Annotated in this window: 16 protein-coding genes; all 16 read left to right on the plus strand. The window is 68.7% G+C overall.

Going from position 1 to position 21,835, the window contains the following annotated elements:
• Positions 1-1,771: GumC family protein (locus LzC2_RS03015; RefSeq protein WP_171183608.1), on the plus strand; the 1,771-nt coding region annotated here is incomplete at its 5' end.
• 106 nt (positions 1,772-1,877) lie between these two features.
• Complete coding sequence (locus LzC2_RS03020) at positions 1,878-3,095, plus strand: sugar transferase (RefSeq protein WP_171183610.1); 1,218 nt, start codon at positions 1,878-1,880, stop codon at positions 3,093-3,095.
• Positions 3,096-3,108: 13 nt separating this feature from the next.
• On the plus strand, positions 3,109-4,227 hold the full coding sequence (locus tag LzC2_RS03025; protein ID WP_171183612.1) for a polysaccharide deacetylase family protein: 1,119 nt from the start codon (positions 3,109-3,111) through the stop codon (positions 4,225-4,227).
• Complete coding sequence (locus LzC2_RS03030; RefSeq protein ID WP_171183615.1) at positions 4,224-5,717, plus strand: lipopolysaccharide biosynthesis protein; 1,494 nt, start codon at positions 4,224-4,226, stop codon at positions 5,715-5,717. Before LzC2_RS03025 ends, LzC2_RS03030 begins: the two co-directional genes overlap by 4 nt.
• A complete protein-coding gene (locus tag LzC2_RS03035; protein WP_171183617.1) occupies positions 5,714-7,117 on the plus strand; it encodes an O-antigen ligase family protein in 1,404 nt (467 codons plus the stop codon). The genes LzC2_RS03030 and LzC2_RS03035 overlap by 4 nt, the downstream gene beginning before the upstream one ends.
• Positions 7,114-8,451: an O-antigen ligase family protein gene (locus LzC2_RS03040; RefSeq protein ID WP_171183619.1), complete on the plus strand. Its 1,338-nt coding sequence runs from the start codon at positions 7,114-7,116 to the stop codon at positions 8,449-8,451. Before LzC2_RS03035 ends, LzC2_RS03040 begins: the two co-directional genes overlap by 4 nt.
• Positions 8,441-9,877 carry an O-antigen ligase family protein gene (locus LzC2_RS22740; RefSeq protein ID WP_206678538.1) on the plus strand — a complete coding sequence of 479 codons (1,437 nt, stop codon included), beginning with the start codon at positions 8,441-8,443 and terminating at the stop codon, positions 9,875-9,877. Before LzC2_RS03040 ends, LzC2_RS22740 begins: the two co-directional genes overlap by 11 nt.
• 131 nt (positions 9,878-10,008) lie before the next feature.
• Positions 10,009-11,676, plus strand: coding sequence for an O-antigen ligase family protein (locus tag LzC2_RS03050; protein ID WP_171183624.1), 1,668 nt, complete (start codon positions 10,009-10,011; stop codon positions 11,674-11,676).
• Between the two features lie 88 nt (positions 11,677-11,764).
• Positions 11,765-12,802 (plus strand): glycosyltransferase family 2 protein, encoded by a 1,038-nt coding sequence (locus LzC2_RS03055; RefSeq protein ID WP_171183626.1) that lies wholly within the window; start codon positions 11,765-11,767, stop codon positions 12,800-12,802.
• Positions 12,803-12,948: 146 nt separating this feature from the next.
• Positions 12,949-14,118, plus strand: coding sequence for a GNAT family N-acetyltransferase (locus LzC2_RS22520; RefSeq protein WP_206678539.1), 1,170 nt, complete (start codon positions 12,949-12,951; stop codon positions 14,116-14,118).
• A gap of 45 nt (positions 14,119-14,163) precedes the next feature.
• Positions 14,164-15,369 carry a GNAT family N-acetyltransferase gene (locus tag LzC2_RS03070; RefSeq protein ID WP_171183632.1) on the plus strand — a complete coding sequence of 402 codons (1,206 nt, stop codon included), beginning with the start codon at positions 14,164-14,166 and terminating at the stop codon, positions 15,367-15,369.
• A gap of 60 nt (positions 15,370-15,429) precedes the next feature.
• Positions 15,430-16,722 (plus strand): glycosyltransferase family 2 protein, encoded by a 1,293-nt coding sequence (locus tag LzC2_RS03075; RefSeq protein ID WP_171183634.1) that lies wholly within the window; start codon positions 15,430-15,432, stop codon positions 16,720-16,722.
• Complete coding sequence (locus LzC2_RS03080; RefSeq protein WP_171183635.1) at positions 16,719-17,624, plus strand: WecB/TagA/CpsF family glycosyltransferase; 906 nt, start codon at positions 16,719-16,721, stop codon at positions 17,622-17,624. Before LzC2_RS03075 ends, LzC2_RS03080 begins: the two co-directional genes overlap by 4 nt.
• Entirely contained in the window at positions 17,621-18,688 is a 1,068-nt protein-coding gene (locus LzC2_RS03085; protein ID WP_315854508.1) for an NAD-dependent epimerase/dehydratase family protein, read from the plus strand. The genes LzC2_RS03080 and LzC2_RS03085 overlap by 4 nt, the downstream gene beginning before the upstream one ends.
• Before the next feature lie 4 nt (positions 18,689-18,692).
• Entirely contained in the window at positions 18,693-19,838 is a 1,146-nt protein-coding gene (locus LzC2_RS22025; RefSeq protein ID WP_171183637.1) for an enolase C-terminal domain-like protein, read from the plus strand.
• Positions 19,839-19,918: 80 nt separating this feature from the next.
• Entirely contained in the window at positions 19,919-21,793 is a 1,875-nt protein-coding gene (locus tag LzC2_RS03095) for a 3-keto-disaccharide hydrolase (protein ID WP_171183640.1), read from the plus strand.
• Positions 21,794-21,835 lie beyond the last annotated feature (42 nt).

A 21,835-nucleotide genomic window follows, 5' to 3' on the forward strand; every position in this document is an offset into this window, starting at 1 on the left:
CGCCATGCACGCCCCGAGTCCCTCCCCCGCTCCCGCCGCCTACGAACCGTCCCGGGCCGCGTACGCCGATCCCCGCGATCAACCGCAGGCGCTGCGACTCGCCGCGGACGTCTGGCGAGCCGTGCGCGGCCACTGGCGAATCGCGGCTCTGTTCTTCGTGCTGGCGAACGCCGCGGTACTGGGAGGAATCATCCTTTGCCCACGGACGTACGTCTCCGAGGCGAAAGTGAAGGTGAACGCCGGCCGCGAAAGCACCGTCAGCGAAACCGGTCGTTACGCCGAGGGGTCGGCGGTCGCGCTGCAGAACAATCGCGAACAGGATCTGAACACTGCGGTCGACGTGCTCGAAAGTCGGGCCGTGCTGGCGTACGCCGTCAAGCAGATCGGCCCGGAACCGATTCTCAAGGGGTACGTCCCTGCCGAGGGCGAACAGGGCGAGGCTACCGACGGGGCGCTCGATCCTGAGACCGCCCAGCAGGTGGACGGCGGGCCGCTCGCCGCGATCGGCCTTTCCGACCCGGTCAGCCGATTCGAGAAGGCTGTGGAAACGCTCGGGCAGATCCTGGAGGTGAATTCGAACAAGAAATCGGACGTCATCAGCATCTCCGTCGAAGCGGGGAAGCCGGCGTTGGCCCAGCGGATCTGTGCGGAAATTATCTCCGGCTTCCGCGTCAAATACTCCGACGCCAGCGAGATTGAGGGCGGCAGCGAGTTCTTTGCCCAGAAGGCCGACGGAGCCAAGGCCGATTTGGACAAGGCCGCCGGTTTGCTGGCGACGGAGTTGAACGCGTTGGGGATTTCGACGGTCGAAGGTCGCCGCCAACAGCTCCAGGAGGAACTGTCGCGGCTCAGCAGCGAAGAGATGGACCGCCGCAAGGTCCTAGAAGGGACGATCGCCGAGATCGCCGGTTACGACCGGGTGTTGGCGAGCACGCCGGAGGAGATCGACGCCGGCCAGACCGAGAACCAAGCGACCGGCGCCCCGGACACGTTGCGGAAGGAAATCGCCTCGATGGAGGCCCGCCGCGAAAAGATCGTGCAGGAGACCAGCGCCAAAGCGCCGGGGGCCGTGCGGCTTGAACAGCAGATCGCCGCGAACGTCGCCCTGCTGAAAACGCTCTCCGACGACAGCAAGCAGACGACCACCAGCGCCAATCCGGTTTGGCAGGATCTGACCAAATCCAAACTGACGGCCCAAGCCAGGGCCGAGGGATTGCGGGCGGAGCTGTCCGCGATTCGCGACCAACGGCAGGAGGCCGGGCGGGCGATCGCGGAGCTGAACAAACGTGAGAGCCGCATCCTTGCCTTGCAGACCGAACGCGACGAACTGGCGAAGGGACTGGGGCGGTACGTCGAACTTCGCGAACAGGCGAAGGTCGCGGACGAGATGGGCGCCCAGAGCATCTCCAGCGTCAAGGTGTTCCAGGAGCCGAGCTTCAACGCCAAGCCGGTCGCACCGAAGAAGCGATTGATCGCGGCGGCGGGCTTGGTGTTCGCCGGATTCGGCGCCTTGGGACTCTGTTTGGTGCTGGAATACAAGAGCATCTTCTTTCCGGAAGACCAAGCCGCGGCCCTCGACCGAGACGGCGTCAATGACGGCCGGACGAACGGCTGGGCCGAACCGGAGACGACCGGCTACCGCCCCGCCGAGACGCCCCTCGAGACCGCCGCGGTCCACCGCAGCGCCGGAAATGGGCACGCGACCGGCGCCTACGTCGACTCCGGGACGGACGCCGGGGCCGAGCCGACGATCGCCGACCGACCCCGCTGAGGCCCGGCGTCGCTGAGGTCCTGCGTCGTAGATCCGCTTCGTTTGCTCGGCAGGGACGCCGATCGTCTCCCCCCCACCTTCCCGCGCTCGCAGCGGATCCGTGCTCATGAGTCTCTCGTCCCTGTTCCGCCGCTCCTCGGTCCCCGACCACGCGCTGCCCGGTCCCGAAGCGTTCGGCCAGAGCCTGCGGGTCGAACTGATGCGGGCCGACCGCGGTCGCAGTCGGTTCTGCCTCGCGGTGTTCGACCTCGTGGAGTGGACGTCCGCGAGCGACGAACGGGCGAACAGCTTCGCGGAGTACCTAACCGCTCGGCTGCGGGCGACGGACTACGCCGGTTTGCTGGGGGCCGGGCGTTTGGGCGTGATCCTGTGGGACACGGACGAAGCAGGCGCCGCACGGTTCGTCAGCAAGGTGCGGCAGGGATGGGTCGCTGCCCGCAGCCCCGAAGCGGTCATCTACGCCTATCCCAGCGATCGGCCGATTGGGCAGCCGCCCACGCCGGCCCGCTCCAGCGCCGCTTTGCCGCAGGGATTCGCCGAAGCGATCACGCCCGGCTCCCCCGGCCCCGCCGCGGGGCAAACCGTGGACGGCCCGGGGAACGCAGTCACGACCGCCCTATCGAGCGCCGCGGAGCGGGATGCGACGGATGCCCCCTCCGACGACGAAGATCTCGACGAGCCGCCGCCGGTCCCGGTATTGCCGCTCGAGGAGGTGCTGCTTTGTCCGTTGCCCCGTTGGAAACGAGCGGTGGACGTGGCCGGGGCGGCCGCGGGGCTGGTCGTTCTATCCCCCCTGCTGCTGGCGACCGCGGCGGCGGTGAAGCTGACCAGTCCCGGACCGGCGCTGTTTCGTCAATGGCGGGACGGATTAGGCGGGCGGAAGTTCAAGATCAATAAGTTCCGCACGATGGTCGCGGACGCGGAGGCTTTGAAGGACGCGCTGCGGGCGAACAGCGAACAGGACGGCCCGGCGTTCAAGATGGAACACGACCCGCGCATCACGCCGCTCGGTCGGTGGATGCGGAAGACCTGCGTGGACGAACTGCCCCAACTGTGGAACGTGCTGATGGGGGATATGTCGCTGGTCGGTCCGCGTCCGCTGGATAGCAAGGAGATGGCGTGCACCGGGTGGTGGGAACGTCGTCGTTTGCTGGTCACCCCCGGTCTGACCTGCATCTGGCAGGTGGACGGCAAGAGCAAAGTGACCTTCAAGGAGTGGATGCGAATGGACATTCGCTACATGCACGACCGGACGTTCGTCGGAGATCTCGGGCTGATTCTGCGGACGGCCCGCAACATCGCCCTGCACCGCGGTTCGCATTGACACAGGGTTTCGCGTGCCGCCCCTCGACTCGCCGCCGCAAATTGACGACATGCTCTCCGCCGCCCCCCTCGACAATCCGCCGTCGGCCCGAATCGCCGGCGCCGGCCCGGGCGACGGCGGACCGTCAAACGCCGCCTCGGAAGTTCTCCGAGCGGCCCGGTCCGCCCTGACGGCGCCGGATTCCACGACGCTCCGTTTCCCGACGGACAACCCTCCCCCGCCCAGAGCGGCGAAGCTGCGGAACTGGCTGACGCCGCGGCTGGCGCTGCCCGCCGGCCCGTTGGCGAATCGCACGCCGGGCACGGGGGCGTTGATGTACCATCGCTTCGCCGACCCGGTCTCCGGCCTGCCCGAGCCGACCTGGAACGTCCCGCCGGCCCTGCTTCGCACGCAACTGGCCGGGTTATTGTCGCGCGGATACCGAGCGGTGCGTTTGGAAGAGGTGCTCGACCGGATCGCGGCGGGGGAACCGGCGGACCCGAAGTCGTTCGTCGTCACGATCGATGACGGCTACCTGAACAACCTGACGCAGGGGCTGCCGATCTTCGAGGAACTCCGCGTGCCCGTGACGCTGTTCGTGGCGACCGGATACGTCGGTACGCCCTGCCCCTACCCCTTTGACGACTGGGCCGGTAAGGGCCATCCACACGCCCCGCGAGAAAGCTGGGCGGCGATGAACAGGGGGGAATTGCGGCGCTTCGCGGAAAGCGAGTTCGTCTCCCTCGGCGTTCACACGCACACCCATCAGGACTTCCGCGGACGCCCGGACCTATTCGCCGCCGATCTCGCCGAAAGCTGCCGCGTGTTACGCAGCGGGTTCGGCATCGAGCGCCCCGCGTTCGCCTTTCCGTACGGAACCCGGCAACGCGGGTTCAGCGGGGGCGAACTGAAGGCCGCCGTCGCCCGCACGCCGGTCAGCTGCGCCCTCACCACCGAGGACGAACGCATCCGGGCGGACTCTGATCGATTCGACCTCGGCCGGTTTACGGCGACGTCGGCGGACACCGCCGCCACGCTGGCCGCCAAACTGGATGGGCGATTCGGCGCGCTCAAGCGCGCGCTGCACCGCAACCACCGCTCAACGCCGACAGCTTCGACCGCAGCAGCCAAGCCGTGCGGAGGGCGTTCGTGAGCGTTTCGGCCACCGCCACTCCTGCGTCTCCGACGCGACGTCATGAGGCTTCGGAGTCCTCGTCCGTCGAGTCTCGTCCGACGGCCTCCGCACGGCCGGCGTCGTCCGACCCGACCTGCGCGGGCGATCTGGCCGACGGAGGCGACTCGCCCAATGCCCCGGTCGACTGCGCCGCTGCGCCGCCGACGGCGGAGCGGGAGGACTGGCTGGTCGGCTTCTGCGCCCGGTTCGTCGGAAGGGAACGCAGCCGCGCGGCGTTGTCGATCGGCGATCAGGCGATCGTGAGCGCCACGAACTTCGTCACCTCGGTCCTCATCGGTCGTGCCGCGGGGAAAGAGGCGCTGGGCGTTTATCTGCTGGGCATCACGCTGATCCTTTTCGTTCGCGGGGTGCAGGAGCAGATCGTCTACGGGCCGTACCTCGTCTTCTGTCATAAACGCAAAGGGACGCGGCTGGCTCGGTACGCCGGCAGCGTGTTGGCGCATGAAGGGCTCTGGCTGCTGGCGACGGCGCTGGGGCTGCTGGGGCTGGCGGTGTATCTCAATCTCGGCGGCGAACCGGCCGGATTGCGGGCTTCGAGCTGGGCCCTGATCCCCGCGGTGCCGTTGATCCTGTTTCGAGAGTTCGCCCGGCATATCGCGTTTGGTCATTTCCGCAGCGGGACCGCGGTACTGCTGGACGTGGCGGTCGCGGTCTTTCAGATCGCGGGCTTGGGTGCGCTGTTTCTCGCCGGCACGTTGGACGTGCCCAGCGCGTTCGGCGTGATGGGCGCCGCTTGCTTGCTGGTCTGCGGGCCGTGGTGCCTGCGGTTTATGAAGGGCGTGCGATTCCGGGCGAAGGCGATCGGCAGCGACTGGCGCCGCAACTGGAAGTTCGGCCGTTGGGCGCTGGCCACCCATCTGCTGCACGGCGCCAGTCACTATCTGATGCCGTGGGTCGTGGCGCTGGTCGACGGCGAAGCGGCGACGGGCATCTTCGCGGCGGGGTCCACGATGGTCGGGATCGCCAACATGTTCGTGCTCGGGCTCGCCCACTACATCTGCCCGAAAGCCGCAGAGCGGTTTCATGCCGACGGCGTGCCCGGCCTCACCCGGGTGTTACGGATGGCGACGCTGGTCTTCTCCGCCGTGCTGGCTCCCTTCGCGGCGGTCTGCTGGGTCTTCGGGGATGACCTGTCCACGCTCATCTTCACGGACGCCTTCTCCGGCGCCGGGATGGTGCTGACCGTGTTGGCGATCAACATGTGGGCGAACGCCCTCTCGATCACCTGCGGCAACGGTCTGTGGGCCGTCGAGCGGCCGGACGCCAACTTCTCCGCGGACGTATTGAGCCTGGTGGTCGTCGGCGTGTGCACCGCGGCATTGATCGGGGCGTACGGGGTGGTCGGCGCCGCGATCGCGATGGCGATCGGCGGCTGGGTCGACGTCATCGCCCGCTACGTCGCCCTGCGAGGCGTGCTGAAGAACATCGAGGCCGGGGCGAAGTCTTGACCAATCCCGTTGCGCCTCGCCCTGCCTCCCCGGGGCCGGCCAAGGATCCCGCGGTGGTCTGGGGGCGGCTGCTCATCCTGCTGGCGGCGGTCACGCTCGCTTTGGCCTTTGCGGGGGCGAATCACCTCTATGGAACCTCGCTACGGGACGACTACTCGCTCGACGAGGAGGAGCTCGCCCGGGGAACGGCGGGCGGCGACACGCTTCGCCGGGCGGGATTCTTGCTGCTGGCCGGGTGCGGAACGCTGGGGGCGCTGTTCGGCAAAGCCGGGCGCTGGCGAGCGCCGCTGCTCTCGCCGACCGGCGGCGGGCTGACGGGCGTGGCCTTGATCGCGATGTTCGCCTGGTGGGCCGCGAGCATCTCCTGGAGCGACGACCCGCCGCTGACGGCCCGACGAATCGTCGTCGTCGGCCTGTTTCTGCTGGGGGCCGGGGGATTGGCGAAGGCGCTGACCGGCCGTCAGTTGGTGATCGCCGCAGTGGGGGCGGTGTCCCTGCACCTGTTCGCCGGGATTGCGGTCGAAGCCGCGCTCGGCACGTTCGTACCCTGGCGGGCGGACTACCGATTTAGCGGCACGATTCACCCGAATATTCAAGCATTGCAACTGGCGACGGGCCTCTGCGGCTGCGTAACGCTGTCGGGGATATTCCGCACGGAGCGGCGGCTCGACGCACGCGTGAATGTGTGGTGGTTGCTGTGGGGCGCCGTCCTGCTGGGCTTCCTGGTGCTGACGAAGAGCCGCACCGCGACGGCGGGAGCGGCGCTGGCGGTGTCGGCGACGGGACTGACCGCGGCGAGTCCGGCGACGAAACTGCTGAGCCTCGCGGGGGGCGTGGCGGGGGCGACGGGCGTGCTGGTGGCGATTCTGTTGGCGGGCGTGGACCCGACGGAAGACGTCCGCGACGCCGCCTTGATGGGCCGAACCGAGCAGCACAGCAGCCTCTCCGGGCGACTGCCGATTTGGGAGGCGATCATCCCGTACATCGCGGAGAAACCGTGGCTGGGGCATGGCTACGGCGCCTTCTGGAGCCGTCAACGGGTCGACGCCATCAGCGACGACGTCGGCTGGCCGTTGTCCGCCAGTCACTCCGGCTGGATCGAGTCCGCCGCGGAGATCGGTCTGATCGGCGCCAGCCTGATGGCGGCGTTGCTGCTTTGCGGCACGTTCCGAGCGGCGGCGGCGATCCGCGATCCCGTGCGACCAGGCGATCCGCTGCCGGCGTTCGCCTTGGCCCTCACGCTGTTGATGATCGCCAACGCCTTTACCGAAGCGCTCATTCACGACGTGCGCCTCGTCCCCTGCCTGCTCTGGGCGAGCCTCGCGAAACTCACCGTTCTGTCTGACCTGCCGAGGGCGTCCCGGGCAGTCGCGGCCAGCCCCGACAGGAGCCTGCGATGAATCTCTGGACGAGCGGCTGGAAGAGCGGACCCGGCACGACGATCGCGGTCGCGATCCTGATCGCGGCGATCTACTACGGCATCGAGCACCTGCCGGACGCCTCCACGCGCCCCGACTACGCCCCCGATGCGGAGACGATGGGGGCCGCGTTCGAACAGGTGGACGTGCGTCGGCGATTGGGGGTGCTTGCGCTGGCGGCGCTCGGCGCCGCCGGCCTCTGGTTCGGGCGGGCCGAGGCTCGCTGGAACGGCGGACTCGTCGGGACGGCTCTGGCGGCGTTCACCGTGCTGCCGTTCTTCAGCGTACTCTGGAGCGACGCCCCCGGGGTGACGATCCGACGTTCGGTCGTGTTTGGACTGTCTCTGTGGGCCGCCGCGGGGCTGTGCCGATTGCTGTCCGGCAGGCAGCTTGTTTGGGCGGCGTTGGTCGCGGTTTGCGTGCAGTTCGGCGTCGGCCTGCTGACGGAGTTGTTCCTCGGCACGTTTCGTCCGTGGGAGAGCGATTATCGGTTTGCCGGGACGATTCACCCCAATATGCAAGCGTTGCAGCTGGGGGTGGGCGTGGTGGCCAGCGCCGTTCTGTTGCTCCGGCCGGGCCGACGCGGCGGGCGCTGGTCCGATTTCCGGGGGCCGTTGCTGTGCGCCGTCGCCGCGGCCCTGCTGCTGTTTTGTCTGCTCACCAAGAGTCGCACCAGCGTCGGCGGAGTGATCGCGGCGGTCGCGGCGGTCGCGGTGTTTCTCTCTTCGGGGCCGACGAAGAACCTGTTGGCGATCGGCGGCGTGGGTCTGGCCGGCGCCGTCATCGTCGTGCTGTTGCTGACCGGATTGGATCCGACCGACGACATCCGGGACGCGGCGATGATGGGCCGCAGCGAAGACGCGGGCTCGCTGTCCGGCCGGGTCCAGATCTGGGACGCCTTGGACCCCTACGTCGCGGATCGACCGCTGCTGGGGTACGGCTATCTGACGTTCTGGTCGGAGCGACGACTGTACGCGCTGCACTCGGAGGTGGGTTTCAAGTTCGCCGGGGCGCACTCCGCCTGGTACGAAACGGCGCTGGGGCTGGGGATTCCGGGAGCGATCCTGCTGGCGACTATTTTGCTGGGGGGAATGTCGCGGGCGGCTTCGGCGGAATTGGCCGAACAACGTGTCGGGGGAACCGGGGGCTCGCCGCTGCCGGCGTTTCTGTTTGGCGTCCTGGCGCTGGCGGCGCTGAACTCGCTGTTGGAAGCGATCATCGCCGACGTGCGGCTCACCACCCTCGTGATGTATTGCGGACTCGGAAAAGCGACGTTCTTCCCGGATGCTCGATCGGAGGGGCGACGTGCAGACTGATCCCCCTGCCCCGGCGCCATCGTCGTCCCCCGTCGTCTCGTCGTCCTCCGCCGTGCGGACGCCGTGGCAGCGACTGTCGAACGTCTCGCCGCTGTGGGTCGCGGCGTTGCTGACGGCGGCGGCGTTCTTCGGCATGGAACACTTCCCCGCCGCCAGCACCACCGACGACTACGCCCCCTCGCAAGAAAGTATGGAGGGAGCGAATACCACCGCCGACCCGGGGCGGCGGGTCGCTCTGTTGGCGATGCTCGCGCTGACCGTCTACGGCCTTTGCTGGGGCCGGGCCGCGTCGTTCGGGCCCGGGGGACTGGCCGGGTGGACGCCGGTGGTCTGGATGGCCTGGCTGTCGCTGAGCATGTTCTGGAGTTCCGACCCGCGCACGACCGTTCGCCGACTCATCGTGCTCGCCCTGTTTCACGGGGCCGCGTTGGCGGTTTGCCGGTTGCTGAAGGCTCGACAGGTGGTGACGTTCGCGGCTTTGTGCGTTGCCTTGCAGCTGGCCGTCGGGATTCTCGCCGAACTTCTCTACGGGACGTTCCGTCCCTGGGCGGGCGACTATCGGTTTGCCGGCACGATTCACCCCAATATGCAGGCGTTGCAGCTCTCCGCGGCGTGCGTGGCGTCGGCGTCCCTCGCAACGTACGGAGCCACCTGGGGTCGGCGAACGCGATGGGCGGCTCTCGCGGCGATCCTGACCGCCTTCCTGCTGCTGACGAAGAGCCGCACCGCGACCGGCGGCGCCGCCTTGGCGGTCGCCGGCGTGCTGTTGCTGTCCGTTCCGCCGCGGTGGAAACGCAACCTGCTGATCCCCGTCGTGCTGGTCTCAAGCCTGGCGGCGATGGCGCTGCTGTTCGGCGGGTTCGATCCCAGCGACGAACTCCACGACGCCGCGATGATGGGACGCAACGAGCAGGCGACGAGCCTGTCGGGCCGCGTGCCGATCTGGGAAGCGCTCGACCCCTACGTCCGCGAGCGATGGTGGACCGGTTGGGGCTACAACGCCTTTTGGTCGAAGCAGCACATCGACGCCCTGACGGACGCCGTGGACTTCAAGTTCAGCGGCGCCCATTCCTCCTGGTACGAAGCGGCGCTGGACGGCGGGATCGTGGGCGCCACGTTGTTTGCGATGACGCTGGCCTTCGGCCTGCTCCGCAGCGGTCGAGAGTTCCTCGCCCAACGCCGCGCCCTGCCCGCGTTCGTGTTCGGCATTCTCATCTGCGGCTGCGTGAACAGCGTCTTGGAGCACCTCGTCTGCGATACGCGGCTGTTCCCGTTCCTGATGTATTGCGGACTTTGGAAGCTGACGTTCCTTCGAGATGCGCCGGGCGTCGACGACGTGCCGACCGCCGAGCCGGTGAATCCGGCTCCGGTGAATCCGGCTCCGGTGAATCCGGCTTCGGCGGACCCCGGCGGGGCGCGGCTGTAGCGAACGGCAGAGGAAAGACCGTCGCAATCGGTTCGCCTCGGGAGATTCCCGCGTCCCGCAGTTCCGGGGCGACGCACGGTTGACCGGCGACGCTCCGTCGCTGGTCCGTCGGTCCCCGAGTTCGTTCCCGCATGAGCGCCGCCCCGTCCCGCTCCGCAGTCGGCTCCGCCGCAGCGTTCGACCGGGCGTCTGTCCATCGAAAAGCGACCGAGGCGTTGTGGCGCGGCCGCCTGCCCGGCGGAAAACGGCTGTTCCTCGCGGCGGCCTTCCTGGTGGGGATGCCGTTCTACCTCGCGGGGCAGTCTTGGAGCACCAGCGCCGCCGAGGCGTTCACGGAGTCCGCCGACGAGATGGAAGCCCGGGCCTCCGGCGGCAATGCGCTGCGACAGGTCGCGTTCCTGACCCTGGGCGGGTGCGGCGTGTGGTGTCTGGCGCAGGACCGCCGACGGCAGGCTCGCCCGCTGCCGACGTGGTGGTCGCCCTATTGGCCCGGCGGGAAAACGGCGAGTTTGTTGTGCGAGTGGGCCGGCGTCGCCCGTCGTTCGCATCCCGTCGCGTGGGTCTTGGCGATGTACCTCGCCTGGTGCTTCGCGAGCGTGCTGTGGAGTCACGAACCGGGGCAAACGATCCGCAAGCTGATCGTTCTGGGGTGCTGGACCGCGGGGAGTCTCGGCGTCGCCCGCGTGCTTTCGCCCCGACGGATCGTGTGGCTGGGCGTGCTGTTGCCCGCGATTTATCTCTCGATCGGCGTCATGGCGGAAATTTCGCTCGGCACGTTTCGACCGTGGGGCGGCGACTACCGCTTCGCCGGAACGATGCACCCGAACACGCAGGGCCTCACGCTGGCCAGCATGATCGCCGGGGCGTTCGTCCTCTGGCGCTCCGAACGTCGGTTTGCACGAGTGAGCGAATCCACTGACGAACCGCAGTCGGCGTCCTTCGGCCTCTGGCTGCCGGCGCTGATCGCCGCCGGCGTACTGTTCACCCTGCTCACCAAGAGTCGGACCAGCGCCGCGGGGCTGGCGCTCTGTCTGGGACTGCTGGCCGCGATCACGGTCCCGCCGCGATGGCGGCTGGCGGCGACGGTGGCCGGCGGAACGGTCGGGGGGGCGGCGTTGATGACGGCGCTCTCGCTCGGCTCGGATCCATTGGGCGGAGCGATGGACGCGGCGACGCTGGGCCGGTCGGAGCAGCTCTCCTCTCTCACCGGACGCCACGAAATCTGGGCGGAGATCGGTCGGTTTATGGAGCGGCGACCGCTCGCCGGCTACGGCTACGACAGTTTTTGGACCCCGGAACACGTCGCGATCGTCAGCGAGAACTGCGGCTGGGGGCTGCGCGAAGCGCATAGTTCCTATCGCGACATCCTGCTGAGCGTGGGGAAGGTCGGTTTGGCCCTGCTCGTGCCGGCGCTGCTGTGGGCCTGGTTCGCCGCGATCCAGCGGTATGCCGCGGGCGAGCGGGCCGCGGAGGGACGTCCCGGCGTTCCGCCTTCGGGGGTCGGCGAACCGCTGGCCGGTTACATCGCGGGCCTGCTGGCCGTGGGGTTGCTCAACGCCTTCACCGAGTCTGCCATGAGCATGGTGCTGTTCACCCCGTTCCTGATCAGCTGCGGCTTGGCCAAGCTGTTCGTCTATCCGCAGGAAACCGTCTCGCCGTTTGGCGCCGATTGGCTCGACGCTCCCGCCCCGCACGTCACAGGGTCCGAAATCCAGTCATACGGGCCGTCCGACGGGCCGGAATCGAATGTCCGGTCGCAACAGAGCGCTGGGCGGACAGAGTCGAACATTGCCCGCTGAGATCTCCCCCTCGCCCCGGGCTTCGGTCTACGCTGAGAGAGACGGAGCATCGCGGATCTCTCCCCCTTCGCTTGATGTCATGATTGCTGTGCGTTCGTCCGCAAGTCCCGCCGACCCCTCGCAGGCCTGCTGGCGGGTCGGGGACGAGGCGCGGGACGGCCGAAAGGAATCCTCGGAGCCGACGGATCTCCCGCCGACGCTGCCGTCGGTGACCGTCGTCGTCTGCACCCGCAATCGCGCCGACAGTTTGCGGCGGGCGCTGCAGAGCTTGACCAAGTTGGACCACGCCGGCCTGCGGGTCGATCTGCTCGTCGTGGACAACGGCAGCACGGACCACACGGCGGCGGTGGTTGAAGAGGTCGCCGCGTCGTCTCCGATTCCCGTCGCACGGGTGTACGAACCCACCCCGGGCGTGGCGACGGCTCGGCAGCGCGGCGTGCTCGAAAGCCGCGGCGACTGGATCGCCAGCTTCGACGACGATCAACTCGCCGAACCGGACTGGCTATGCAAGCTGTTCGCATTGGCGCAGCAGAAGGATGTGAAGTTCGTCGGCGGCCGAGTTCGGTTGCATCTCCCGCCGGCATTCGAGAATCGCGACCTCGCCCCGTTCACCCGCATGTTGCTCGGCGCCAGCGTCGGGATGCCCGCCGTTCGCCGCTACGATCTCAAGACGACGCCCGGCGCCGGCAACATGATGGCTCATCGGGAGGTGTTTGAACGGGTCGGCCCGTTCGACCCGACGCTGGACCGCGGCGAAGACACGGACTTCTACGTGCGGGCCGCCGATGCCGGATTTCAGGTCTGGTACACGCCGGAGGCTGTCGTCCATCACTGCATTCCGGCGGATCGGATGAACGACGCCTATCTCTACCGACTGTGCGACATCATCGGAAACGGCACCGCGGAACGAGACTTCGAGCGACTCGGCCGCGTCAAGCTGGCGGCGATGTGGCTGGCGCGATTGGGCCAGTCGTTCCTGACGCTGACGCCGCCCTGGCTGTGGGCCAAGGTGCGTGGAGACGTGGAGCTTGAGCGCGGGCGTCGCTGCCGATTGCGGGTCGCTCGCCGCTATCTGGCCGATTGCGGTCGGTACGTCGTCGGCTTGCCGGTCACCGTGCCTCGCTGACTCGCCGTAGGTTCGAATCGCCGAAGCGGATCCGCGCGATCAGGACGTCGTGGCGAAAAGGAACGGTTGAGGTGGTGAAAAGGCCACACGGAGCGTCTGCGTGACCTAGATTCGAGCGTCCCGCTTCCCGAATCGCTCCCGCGCCCGTGATCGACGTCGCCCACGCCAAAGGCTCCGCCCCGAGCAGCGTCGCGTCATCAGGCGTTTCTTCGTCGATGATGGGTCCGATCGTGATCCGCCGGCCGAGCGAATTGTCGGCCGCCGAGCGAACCGCTTGGGAGCGCTTCATGGATGCGATGCCCACGCCCACGCCGTATCTGTCGCCGGAGTTCGCCGACCTCGTCGAACGGCATCGGGGCGGCGTGTTCGTCGCCCTGCTCCACGGGGACGGCGCTGTGCCGGGGACGGACCCGCCTCTCGGCTTCTTCCCCTACCAGACAGACGGCGGCGGGGTCGGCCGGCCGGTGGGCGGCGGGCTGAACGATTTCCACGGACTGCTCGCCCCGGCGGAGTTGCCGATCGACCTGCGGACGCTGCTGGCCGCGTGCGAACTGCGGGTGTGGAAGTTCGATCACCTCCTCCCGCACCCCGCCTTCGCTCCGTTCGTGGAGCGTCGCGACCCCAGCGCCTACCTCGATCTCTCAGAAGGCTACGAGGCGTATTATCAGGGCCGCCGGGCCGCGGGTTCGCGGAAGGTCAAACAGGTCGCCCGCATGGATCGCAAGTTCGACCGAGAGGACGGTCCCCTCACCTTCGAGCCGCACGTTCCGAACGTGGACCTCCTCGATCAATTGATCGAATGGAAACGGGCGCAGTACGCCGCGGCGGGGCTCTTCGACATGTTCACGCTCGGATGGCCGCGGGAACTGCTGGTCGACCTGCTGACCATGCGTTCGCCGCGACTGACCGGGCGGTTCTCCGTCCTGTTCCGCAACGGAGAGATGGTCGCCGGAGATCTCGGCATGCGCTGCGGAGCCGTGCTGCACAGTTGGTATTGCGCCTACGACACGGCTTACTCCTCGCATGGTCCGGGGCACATCTGCACGTTGCGAGCCGCGGAGGCGGCTGCGGCGGACGGCATTACGCGCGTCGAACTCGGCAAGGGGCCGGAGGATTACAAACGCAGTTTCGCCAGCGACGCCCGTGAGGTGGCCGAAGGCTCCGTGGACTTCCGAGCCGTCGCCCCGCTGGCTCGCACATGTCGACAGGCCTTCCGCGGAGCGAAAGCGACCGCCGCAAACAGCCCCGCCGCGGAGCCGCTCCGCCGCCTCGTGCGTCGCGTCAAAGTCCTCACCGCGGGCGCCCGACCCTTCTGAACGTCGGATTGCTCTCCTCCTCGATCGCCCGCCACGCGCCACGTCATGCCCTTCCCCTCCCGTCCGCCGCAAATCGACCCGGCCGGCGCCGCCCCGGCGCGGGTCGTGCGGCCGTCGGCGTTGTCGGACGAGGAGATCGCGGCTTGGGAGACGCTGCACCGGTCCCGGCCGGAGTTGGCGAGCCCCTACTTCCACCCGACGTTTACGCGACTCGTCGCGGAGGCTCGGGCCGCACATGCTCGCGACGACGTTCGCGTCGCCCTGTTGCCCTCCCATGAAAGCGCTTCGGGCGGTACGGGCACGGCCTTCTTCCCCTTTCAACGCGGTCGGTGGGGGCGTGCGACGCCCCCGGGCGGGCGGCTGTGCGACTTTCACGGCGTCGTCGCTCCGGATTCGTTCCGTCGGAACGCGATCGACGTCCTGCGTGGCAGCGGCTTGCGATCGTATGCGTTTCACATGCTGCCCCCCGGCCAGCGGACGTTCGCTCAGGCGACCAGGACTCGCGGCGATGCGAGCCCTGGGACCGGCGTCCGTGTGAACCTGGAAGGCGGATTCGACGCGTTCCTGCGTCGCCGTGAAGCCCTTGGGTCGAAGCGCCACAAGAAGGTATTTCAGTTCCACCGCCGGATGCGGCGCGAACGCAGCGAAGTGACCTTCACCTGGCACGACCCTGATCCGCAGGCGTGGGAACGGCTGCTCGCCTGGAAGCGGGCGCAATATGCCGCGACCGGATTCTGCGACGTGCTGGCGGCCCCGTGGGTCAGCGACCTGCTGGCTCGCTGCCGCGACGCTCGGCCGGCGGACGAATCGACCGCCAAGAAAAGCCGCGAGCGGGGCGCCGAAGGATTCCGCGGGGTGTTCTGCACGCTGCGGGCGGGCGGCGAGGTGGTCGCCGCGCACCTGGCGCTTCGCAGCGGCCCGCGACTGCACGCCTGGTTCCCCGCCTACGACCCGTCCGCTCGGTCCCTGAGCCCGGGAAACGTTCTGATGATGGAACTGCTGCGTCACGCCGCGGATCGCGGGGTGACGGCGGTGGACCTCGGCCGGGACGACGAGGCGTACAAGGCGGACTACGCCACCGATCATTTTCCGCTTCTCAGCGGTCTCGCCGAGACGCCGGGGCGGGCGACGCAGGTCGCCGCCGCGGCCCGTCGGGTTCGCGACCTGCTCAAGTCCCATCCCGCCGGCGCCCCGGCCCGCGCCGCCGCGGCGTGGGTCCGGCCGCTGCGCGAACGCTTGTCTCTGCGGTGAACGCCGGCCTATCGCCCGTCGCCGCTCCCCCGATCACTTCGTCCCTCATCGACCGCCGCCATGTTCGATTTGCCGCTTCGTATCCTGGCGCTGGGAGTCCTGTTGCTTTGGCTTGCGCCGGCGGCGGTGTTCGCGGTTCAGGTGTTCGCCTCGCTCCTCCCGGCCCGCAAACTGCCGGCGGTCTCCGGCGACGATCGGCCGGGCGGCGTGGCGCTCATGCCGGCCCACAATGAAGGCGCTCCGCTGGCGGAGATCGTCGCCGCCCTGCTGCCGGAACTGAGCGAGCAAGATCGGCTGGTGGTGATCGCGGACAACTGCACGGACGACACCGCCGCCGCCGCGGTCCGTGGGGCCACGAAACAAGGCGGAATCGTCGACTCGCGGTTCGCCCTCCTCGAGCGAACCGACCCGGACCGCCGCGGCAAAGGCTATGCACTGGACTACGCCCTCGATTGGCTCGCCGAGCAGAGCGAGGACGGTCGAATGCCGGAGTCCGTCTTCGTACTCGACGCGGACTGTCGCGTTTCGTTCGGCGGCGTGGACCGATTGATGGCGACCTGCGCCGCGACCGGTCGCCCGGTTCAGGCCCGCACGCTGAGCGTCGTGGACGATCGCACCGACGCCGACGCCGCCGGGCTGATGGCGGTTTCGGAGTTAGGGATGCTATTCAAAAACTACATCCGCCCCCGCGGCTCGGCGCGGCTCGGCATCCCGTGTCAATTAATGGGCACGGGCATGGCGCTGCCCGGATCGTTTCTGGATCGGAAACGGTCCGAAGCGAAGTCCCGCGGCGGCGGGGTGTTCGGCGGTGAACTCGCGGAGGACATGCAGATGGGCGTGGACGCCGCGATTTCCGGCCGGCCGGCCCGGTTCCTAGCCGAGGTGCGGGTCACCAGTCCCCTGCCCACAAGCTTGCGGGGCTTCGACGGTCAGCGGACGCGTTGGGAACAGGGGCATTTGCAGACGCTGATGCGCGGGGTGCCCCTCCTGCTCCGTCAGGGCGTCATCAAGGACGACCTGCGTGCCATCGGGTTGGCGGCGGACTTGGCCGTGCCGCCGTTCAGCATGCTGGTCGCCGGCTGGTTCGCAGTCGCCGCCGTCTTGGCGTTCGTGGCCTGGTGGACCGGCTTCATCGCCGCCCTCGTCGTGCACGGGGTCGCGGGAGCGATGGTCGCGGCGGCGGTCGTCATCGGATGGGCGACGTTCGGGCGGGACCGGGTGTCGGCCGCGGCGCTGCTGTCCGTACCGAAGTTCGTCTTTCGCAAACTGCCGATCTACAGCCGTTTCCTCACGAATCGGGTCGAGACCGAATGGGTCCGCACCGAACGCGCCGCCGAAAGCGCCCCGCGATGAGCACGCTCGCTTCCCCCCCCGCCCCCGCCGGCTCCGTCGCCGTCGATCGCCCGGTGACCGTGGCCCCGGCAACGAGCGTCCCGCCGGTTCCCCTGTTCGGCCTGAGGCTCGACCCGGTGACGCTGGGCGAGGCGATCGCCCGGATTCACCGCTGGGTCGACGACTGGCGCGACGCCGACCGGCCCAGCGGCGGGACGAAGGTGGTGGTCACGCCGAACGTCGATCACCTCGTCAAATTGCATCGCACGGCCGACCCGTTGATGGTCGAGGCGTATCGAGCGGCGGACCTCACGTTGGCGGACGGCACGCCGGTCGTCGCCGCCTCCAGATGGTTCGGCAAGCCGGTCCCGGAACGCGTGCCCGGTTCCGACCTCGTCCCGTCCCTGCTGGCGTCCGCCAATGCGAAGCGACCGTTGCGGGTCTTCCTGCTGGGCGCCGGCCCCGGCGTCGCGGAGATCGCCGCCGCCAACATCGCCCGCGACACGCCCCACGCGGAGGTCGTCGGCACGCATTGTCCGCCGCTGGGGTTTGAACGTAACCCGCAAGAGAACGAGCTGATTCTCGCCCTCCTCGAAGAGGCCAAGCCGGATGTGCTGATCGTCGGACTCGGCTTTCCGAAGCAGGAGAAGTGGGTGCATGCCCACCGCGAGGCGCTGACCTGCGGCGTCGCGCTGTGCGTCGGGGCGACGATCGATTTCCTCGCCGGCAACGTGACCCGCGCCCCGCGCTGGCTGGGGCGGGTGGGGTTGGAATGGGTGTTTCGGCTCGGCCTCGAACCGAAGCGGCTGGCGGGTCGATATGCGAACGACCTGGTGCACTTCCCCCGGGTGCTTTGGCGGGAATGGCGTCGGACGCGGGCCGAGGGTGATCGCTCCGGCGACGACGCTACCATCCGGCCGTGAACGACATTCCCCCTCTGCCGCCGGATACCCTCGTGCTGCTGACCGGCGGGACGGGATTGGTCGGCAGTCACGTCGCGGAGCGTCTGCGGGCCGACGGCGTCGCCGTGCGGGCGATCTGCCGATCGCCGCAGGACGCCGGGTTCCTCACGGATCTCGGCTGCGAAGTCGTCTCGGGCGATTTATCGGATGCCGAATCGCTCGCCTCCGCGGCAGCGGGCGTGACGCACGCGGTGCACTGCGCCGCGAAGGTGGGCGACTGGGGGCCGGTCGAGCAGTACCGCAGCGTAAACGTCGGCGGAACCGAAGCGCTGCTGAGGGCACTCGCCGAGCAATGGGGAGAGAATCCTGATCCGGTGCTGCGGCGGTTGGTCCACGTCTCTTCGCTGGGGGTCTACGAAGCCCGCGATCATCACGGCACGGACGAGTCCGAACCGCCGAACGTGAAGGGCATCGACGGGTATACCCTCACCAAAGCGGAGAGCGAGCTGCTCGTGCTCGACGGCCCGAACGGCATCCCGCTCGTGCCGGCGACGGCCGTTCGGCCGGGGTTCGTGTACGGCGTGCGGGATCGGACCGTCCTGCCGAAGCTGCTGGCGAAGCTGAAGAGCGGCGGGTTCGCGTTCCTCGGCGATGGCGAGCAACTGCTGAATAACGTCGCCGCCGCGAACGTCGCGGACGCGGTCGTCGCGGCGCTCACCGCTCCCGGAGCGGTCGGCAAGGCGTACAACCTGACCGACGGTCGCCTCGTCACCCGCCGCGAGTTCATCCGCGTGATCTGCGAGGCCGCCGATCTGCCCGTGCCGACCCGCAGCGTTCCCCTGCCGGTCGCCAAGGCGTTCGCGGCGACGCTGGAAGCGAGCTACCGCCTGATGGGCAAGGACCACGCACCGCTGCTGTCGTCGGCTCGAGTGAAGTTCCTCGGGCTGAACCTCGACTTTTGCATCGACCGGGCGAAGGAGGAACTCGGCTACACCGCTGAGGCGTTGTTCCACGAGGTGATGCCCGCCGCGGTCGAGTGGGCGCAGCGGAACGAGCCGAACGGCGCGCCGGCTGACGGAGCTTGATCGCGTGCCGCGACTCGCCCGGCTGACGTTTTTCCATGTCCGCGTCCCGCTGAGACGGAAGGTCTCGCACGCCTCCCATACGCGGACAGAAAACGAAACGCTGTTCGTCCGGGCGGACACCGACGACGGCCGCGTGGGTTGGGGCGAGGGGCTGCCGCGGGAGTACGTGACTGGCGAGACGATCGAAGGCTGTTTCGACCAGCTTGCCCGCATCGAACCGCCCCCGCCGCTGCCGGATGACGCCGCGGTGGTCGCCTGGCTGCACGGCCCATTCCTCCCGGCGCCGAGCGACCGACCCGGCGACGGGAACACGGTGCGATGTGCCGTCGAGACGGCCGTGCTGGGAGCGTTCGGCGTCGACCCGTTCCCGTTTCTCCGCTCGCCCCAGCCGAAGGCGTGTCTCCAACAGCGGCCTCAAGCCGCTTGGAAGGTCCGGTACGGCGTCGTCCTCACCACCGGCAAGGCGTGGAAGCGCCGGGCCGCGGCGCTTGCCTATCGGATGTGGGGGTTCCGCGACGCTAAATTGAAGCTCGGCGTCGGTGACGACGAAGCCGCCGCGCGGCAGGCCCGGCGTTGGTTCGGACCGCACGTCGCCCTCCGGGCCGATGCGAACGAGGCGTGGGAACCGGCCGAGGTCGCGGCGAAATGCGCGATGCTCACTGCACTCGGGTTCGAGAGCGTCGAACAGCCCGTCCCCCGCGGCCGGGAAGCGGAACTGCCGCGGGATCTCGCGTTGCCGGTGGTGTGGGACGAATCCGTGCTGTGCCCCGCGGACGCCAAGCGGCTGGTCGCCCTCGACTCGACCTGCCGATTCAATCTGCGGCTCAGCAAAAACGGTGGACTGCTGCGGCTGTGGGACGTCTATCGCTTCGCCGTGGACCGCGGCGTTCGTTGCCAACTGGGGTGCATGGTGGGGGAGGCCGGGCCATTAAGCGCCGCGGGGCGTTGGCTCGGGGGGCGGGCGGAATGGACGCGGCTGGAAGGCGGATTCGGCCGCCATCTCGTCGCCGACCCGCTCACGGAGGAAGACTGGACCTTCGGCCGCGGCGGCGTCGCCGGGGTTCCCGCCGGCGGGCGCTACCCGCCGATGTCCGTTCGGCCGGCTGCCGTCGAAGCGGCGGCGGTGCGGCGGGAGAGCCGGACGTTCTGATGCCCGGCCGGTTCCGTGCCCGATTGTGCCCGGCGCGGCGCTGGGAGAGAATCGTGCCCCCGCTCGCACGAGAAACATCTATGTCGAAGTTTTCCGCTCCGCTCTTTGCCGCCGCCCTCCTGCTGGGGCCGGCGTTGGCCGCGTCCGCTGCGGACGAACCGCGGAAGGCAGCCGAACCCTCGGAGGCGACGGCGATCTTCAACGGCGAGAACTTCGACGGGTGGTTTTTCGCGCCGCACACCGATCCTCGCAAGATCGCGGCGATGACCCCCAAGGAACGCGCCGCGTTCTTGGAGACCCACGCCGCCGCCGGCCGCGAACATTGGACCATCGAGCAGGGCGACGGCGGCCCGGAAATCGTCAACGACGGCAAAGGCCCGTATCTCTGGACGGCCCGTGACTACGCGGACTTCGAACTCTCCCTCGACTGGAAGATCACGGCGGGCACCGATAGCGGCGTTTATATCCGCGGCTGTCCGCAGGTGCAGATCTGGGATCCGGACGGCGACGACCCCCGCGGCTACGGCAACGCCAAGGGGTCCGGCGGCCTGTGGAACAATCCCAAGAGCGGTCCGAACAACCGCGGCAAAGACCCCTCGCAGCGGGCCGACAACCCGATGGAAGAGTGGAACACCTTCGTGATTCGCGTCGTCGGCTCGTCCGTGACGGTGGACCTCAACGGCAAGCGGATCGTCAACGAGGCGACGCTGGAGAACTACTGGGACCGCTCCCTGCCGCTGTTCCCCGCCGGGCCGATCATCCTGCAAACGCACGGCGGCGAGACCCGCTGGCGGAACGTGAAGGTGCGCGAGATCCCCCGCCGTATGCCCGAAAGCGGCTTCCTGCTGCCGGACGGCTCCGCAGCGGGCGAAGGCTGGAACGAAGCGTCCGGGAATACGGCGACCGTCGGGGCGGATGCTCATGCAGTCTTCGGTCCGCTGAGCGGCGATCAACAGGCCACGTTCACCGTCGGCACGCAGGTCGGCACGCCCGGCCCCAGCATGAGTTTTTCGTTCAACGCAGAGGGCGTCACGAACGTGGCGAATCCGCTCGCAGCCGTCGCGGACCTCGGCCCGACGGGAGCGGCGGGCGCCACGTCGGCGCTGCCCTGCGTAATGCTGGACCGAGAGGCCGCCGCCGCGGCCTTCGACGCTTCGGCCGTCAATCGGGTCTACGTCCGCACGGCGGACGGATGCGTGACCTGTTACCTCAACGGCACGCCCGTGCTCATCGCCGTCGATTCGCCGGGGCCGAACGCCGACCCCGTGCCGTTCGCCGTGACCGGGACCGGCGCCGCGCTGACGTTCATTCGTCAGACGGATGAACGCATGGAAATGGGGAATGAAGCCGGTTTCACCGCCTTGCCGCTCAAACCCGGCCTGGAGGGTTGGGAAGGTGATACGGACGGCTACTCGGTTGAAGACGGCGTGCTGACCTGTCAGGGCGGCAACCTTTATCTGAAGGACGAGTTTGCGGACTTCGCCGTGCGGTTCGAGTTCCGCCTCCCGCCGGGCGGAAACAACGGCGTGGGCCTGCGGTTCGCGAAAGGACAGAACGCGGCTTACAGCGGCATGGAATCTCAGCTGCTGGATAACGCCGCTCCGATGTACCGCACGATTCAACCGTGGCAGGCCCACGGCTCGATCTACGGCGTCGCCCCGGCGTTACGCGGCTATCTTGCCCCGGCCGGGCATTGGAACCGTGAGGAGATCGTCGTCCGCGGCGACCAAGTGACGGTGACGCTCAACGGCAAGACGCTGGTCGACGTGGACATCCGCGAAGCGTCCGCCGACGGCACGATCGACGGCAAGGAGCACCCGGGACTGCTACGGGAGTCCGGCGCGTTCGGGTTCCTGGGACACGGCGCCCCCGTCGCTTGGCGGAACCTGCGGATGCAGGTTTTGACGGAAGGCGATGAATCGGATGCGGCGGCTGAGGGGACGACGTCTCGGTGACGGACGCCGCTATTTCGCCTCGCGTTTTCGACCCGGCGGATC

The sequence above is a fragment of the Alienimonas chondri genome (assembly GCF_013036045.1).
Classification (GTDB): domain Bacteria; phylum Planctomycetota; class Planctomycetia; order Planctomycetales; family Planctomycetaceae; genus Alienimonas; species Alienimonas chondri.